The sequence below is a fragment of the Cryobacterium sp. M25 genome (assembly GCF_002929635.1).
Classification (GTDB): domain Bacteria; phylum Actinomycetota; class Actinomycetes; order Actinomycetales; family Microbacteriaceae; genus Cryobacterium; species Cryobacterium sandaracinum.
This window is the reverse complement of the sequence record NZ_PJJU01000009.1, coordinates 1-3,122: the sequence shown is the minus strand read 5'-3', so window position 1 is coordinate 3,122 and position 3,122 is coordinate 1. Positions and strand designations below refer to the sequence as shown.

General features: G+C 67.5%; 3 protein-coding genes. 1 reads left to right on the top strand and 2 read right to left on the bottom strand.

Translation table 11 applies throughout. The annotated features are described in order from the left end of the window. Positions 1 to 201: 201 nt before the first annotated feature. Both CXY81_RS00085 and CXY81_RS00080 read right to left on the bottom strand, forming a co-directional pair. Positions 202 to 888, bottom strand: coding sequence for a hypothetical protein (locus tag CXY81_RS00085; RefSeq protein ID WP_104193595.1), 687 nt, complete (start codon positions 886 to 888; stop codon positions 202 to 204). Continuing rightward, complete coding sequence (locus CXY81_RS00080; protein ID WP_104193594.1) at positions 885 to 1,559, bottom strand: winged helix-turn-helix transcriptional regulator; 675 nt, start codon at positions 1,557 to 1,559, stop codon at positions 885 to 887. The genes CXY81_RS00085 and CXY81_RS00080 overlap by 4 nt, the downstream gene beginning before the upstream one ends. A 146-nt stretch (positions 1,560 to 1,705) precedes the next feature. On the opposite strand from CXY81_RS00080, the gene tyrS reads away from it, so the two are divergent. Beyond that, positions 1,706 to 3,007, top strand: a complete 1,302-nt coding sequence (gene tyrS / locus CXY81_RS00075; protein WP_233193890.1) for a tyrosine--tRNA ligase — start codon at positions 1,706 to 1,708, stop codon at positions 3,005 to 3,007. The last annotated feature ends 115 nt before the right edge of the window (positions 3,008 to 3,122 follow it).

Genomic DNA, 3,122 nt, shown 5'->3' with positions numbered 1-3,122 from the left:
GTTTGTGTTTCTCGTGTTCCATTTGTCTATCCAATCCTGAATTCAGGAGGACTGTCCGGAAACACCGGGTCACCCCAGGCGTTCCGACCGGCGTGTCGCGAAAATCTCCGAGGTTACGTCAGCGCGATCGGCACGGATGTCCCGGGTCGCGCGGCAGGTTCGGGTCACCGGATCCCGGCAAGCTCGACCGCCGACTGGCGCCTACGTGAGGGCAATCTGCACCAGGGCGGCGCACGCGCACGCCCAGATCAGGCTCGCCAGCGTGCCGATGATGAACCGCTCCCGGGCCTCGGCCGTGGCCAGCTCGGTGAAGCGGCCGACGCCCTTGATCGCCACGACGACCGCGATGGCCTCCGGGAAGCCCGCCAGGATCGCGCCGGCCACGGCGAGGCGCTCCAGGATTCCGATCATCAATCCACCGCGCAGCACCTCGTGCACGAAAGTGCCGTGCGTTCCGGCCGTCCCCTCACCATCGGATGCACCGGTGGCAACCGGTGCATCCGGTGCGCCGGCATCAACCCCGGACGCGCGGCCCGGCTCCGGCGTCACGGGAGCGCCGCCGTTCTCGACCAGGATCCCGCCGTGCTGGCCTTGGGGCACGGAGTTGTTCGTGGCCAGCCTCAGCGCAAGCAGCGCCGCCGGGCCGCCGCCGACCACGGCGAGACCGAGGGCCACCATGCCGAGGAGCACGCCCGACACGGTCGCGCCTCCGGGCGAGGGGAGGGCGGCGATCATCAGGGCCGCAGCGAGGGCGCCGCCGGAGACCGCGGCGAACTGCGGCTTCTGGTGCCGGAACGCGAGGATGGCGAAGACCAGCGAGCCGGCGGTGACGACCAGGAGGGACATCCAGTAGAGGTAGGCAACGATCGGGAAGGACGAGGAGATCATGCGGCAGGGTCCGTTTCGGTCGTGGCGTGCTCGAGGTTCTCCAGCAGCCTAACGAGTGCGGGCTGGGCGGACTGGTCGACCCTCCAGAGGGCGATTCGGATGCGCTGGCTGACGGCGGCGGGGGAAATGCCGAGCTCGGCGGCGATCTCCACTTGGGATATCCCGCTCGCCAGCAGGTCGATGGCCGCCCAGCCCTCCTGCGAGCGACGCTGGCGAAGGAGCAGCAGATTGGTGATGAGCGCTTCCACCCCGTCGGCGTCGAGCAGCGGAGCAGAGCGGCCAGCAGTACGGCCAGCAGTACGGCCAGCAGTACGGCCAGCGGCCGGATCAACCTCGAGACTGAACCGGGCCTCGGCCTTCTTTGCCCGCGTCACGGCCGCCCGCGCCGCGACGAACGCACCGCCGGAGGCCTGCCGGGTTGTTTCTGGAAGAGGGGTTCGCACCTCGCCGATGCCGAGCCCGATGCTCCAATGGCCCGCGCGATGCAGCGCGAGAACGGCGGCAAGGGCCGTGCCGGCGTCGGGCAGCAGTAGCTGGATCTCATCGCCGGACGTCTGGTCGGGCGGCAGCGTGAACGCCGGGCCGTACGCGGCGACGAGCTCGGCGATCATCTCGCCGGCCCGATCGCGATCGTTGCGGCTGTCGACCTGGTCGGCCGTGATGACGAACATGGGCGGGACCTCCGACGGAGTTGGCGGGCTGATATGAAGCTTCCACGATGAATCTACACCAATTCAGCCTATAGGCTTAATATTTGCCGATCAAGGTGTGGTCCTGAATTCCCGGGCAGCGAGTCGGGCGCTGATATCCTTGGCTCGTGTCAGATCCAGCCATCCTCGCCCTGCAAGCCAACGACCCGACCTTCGACGACGTCTGGGAGGAGATCTCCTGGCGAGGCCTGGTGCAGGTGTCCACCGACACCACCGAACTGCGTGAGCTGCTCGCCGGCCCGCCGGTCACGTTCTACTGCGGCTTCGACCCGACCGCCCCGAGCCTGCACCTCGGCAACCTCGTGCAGCTGCTGCTCATGCGCCGGCTGCAGCTGGCCGGGCATAAGCCCCTCGGCCTGGTCGGCGGGTCCACCGGGCTGATCGGTGACCCGCGCCCCACGGCCGAGCGCACCCTGAACTCTCGGGATGTCGTCGGCGAGTGGGTGGGCTACCTCCAGGCCCAGGTTTCGCGCTTTCTGAGCTCGGAGGGCGACAACGCCGTCACCCTGGTGAACAACCTGGACTGGACCGCCCCGCTCAGTGCCATCGACTTCCTGCGCGACATCGGCAAGTACTTCCGGGTCGGCAGCATGCTCAAGAAGGATGCCGTGAGCGCCCGGCTGAATTCCGACGTCGGCATCAGCTACACCGAATTCAGTTACCAGGTTCTTCAGGGGATGGACTTCCTCAAGCTCTTCCGCACGTACGGCTGCGTGCTGCAGACCGGAGGCAGCGACCAGTGGGGCAACCTCACCAGCGGCATCGACCTCATCCGCAAGGCGGAGGGGGAGAGCGCCCACGCCATCGGCACCCCGCTGATCACGAACAGCGACGGCACCAAGTTCGGCAAGAGCGAGGGCAACGCGGTCTGGCTCGACCCCACCCTCACCAGCCCGTACGCGTTCTACCAGTTCTGGCTCAACACCGACGATGCCGATGTCCTCAACCGGCTGAAGGTGTTCACCTTCCTCACCCGGTCCGACATCGAGGAGCTCGCGGGTGCCGTGGCGACGGAACCGTTCAAACGCCTCGCCCAGCGCACGCTCGCCGTGTCCGTGACAAGCCTTGTTCACGGCCGTGCCGCGACGGATGCCGCCATCCAGGCCGCGCATGCCCTCTTCGGCCAGGGTGAGCTGTCCGATCTCGACGAGGCCACCCTCGAAGCCGCGCTGCGAGAACTCCCGAACACGACGACCGCCCCGCACGCCCCCGTGGTGCAGCTGCTGGTCGACACCGGACTCAGCATGAGTCTGAGCGAAGCCCGCCGTGCCATCAGCCAGGGTGGGGTCTATCTCAACAACGTGAAGGTGCTGAGCGATGACCAGACCATCGAGGGTGCCGTGCTTCCCGGTGGAGTGGCCGTGCTCCGCCGCGGGAAGAAGACCCTGGCCGGCGTTTTCGTCGTCTGATTCAGAGACGGATGTCGCCTGGTCGTTCCGCCCCGTTGGGGCGTGACACGCCCGGGCGGTTGCTGGTTTTGACGGCCCGGTGTGACGGCCGTAATGTATTCAAACGTACCCCACA